This window comes from Gordonibacter massiliensis (ex Traore et al. 2017) (genome assembly GCF_019731765.1).
Lineage (GTDB): Bacteria > Actinomycetota > Coriobacteriia > Coriobacteriales > Eggerthellaceae > Gordonibacter > Gordonibacter massiliensis.
Map to the genome: position 1 here is coordinate 1 of NZ_JAASIO010000029.1, position 743 is coordinate 743.

General features: G+C 64.9%; 2 protein-coding genes. Both read right to left on the reverse strand.

From position 1 onward, the window contains the following. On the reverse strand, positions 1–341 hold a 341-nt coding region (lepB, locus tag HCH03_RS16195; RefSeq protein WP_221690333.1), incomplete at its 3' end, for a signal peptidase I. Between the two features lie 160 nt (positions 342–501). After that, on the reverse strand, positions 502–743 hold a 242-nt coding region (lepB, locus tag HCH03_RS16200), incomplete at its 5' end, for a signal peptidase I (RefSeq protein ID WP_221690334.1).

The following is a 743-nucleotide window of genomic DNA, read 5'->3' on the forward strand; positions in this document are numbered from 1 at the left end:
ACCCCGTCCACCACCACGCGGCCGTCCACCAGGTCGACGGTCTGGCCGCCCACGGCGATGCAGCGCTTGATGAGCACGCGGCCCGGGATCTCGGGGTCCTGGAACGTCACGATGTCGCCGGGCGCGGGGTCGCGCAGGTAGTAGCTGACCTTCTCGGAGAACACCATGTCGCCGGTCATGATGGTGGTTTCCATGGAGCCCGAGGGGATCTCGTAAGGCTGGAACACGAACGTGCGCAAAGCCCATGACAGCCCGAAGATGAAGGCCACCATGACGAGCAGGCTGATGATGGTTCTGAGCGCGCTCGACGGGCGCGGCTCGGCATGTTGCCCAGAATCCATGAAGGTCGTCTATCCTTTCCGCACGAGCGCGGAAAGGCGCCCGGATCAAGTCACGAGCGTATATGATAGCGCTTCGAGCTTAATCGCCCGGCGCGTTCGATAAACTCTTCAGAAATTCCCGACCACCGGGAGATAAGGCTCGGCTTCCGGACCGCGCCGCTCATTCCAGCAGGCCGAAGTCCTGAAGAGGCCAGAACACGAGCACGCCCCGCGCCGTCACCGACGACGCCTCGATAGCGCCGAAATAGCGCGAGTCGTTGGAGTGCGTGCGGTTGTCGCCCATGACCCACAGGTGCCCCTCGGGCACCGTGAACGGGTAGGACACCTCCACGCCGAGCGCCGTCTTGAGGGGCTCGGAGGGAAGGCCGCGGGTGTAGGGCTCGTCGAGCGCCACCCCGTCCA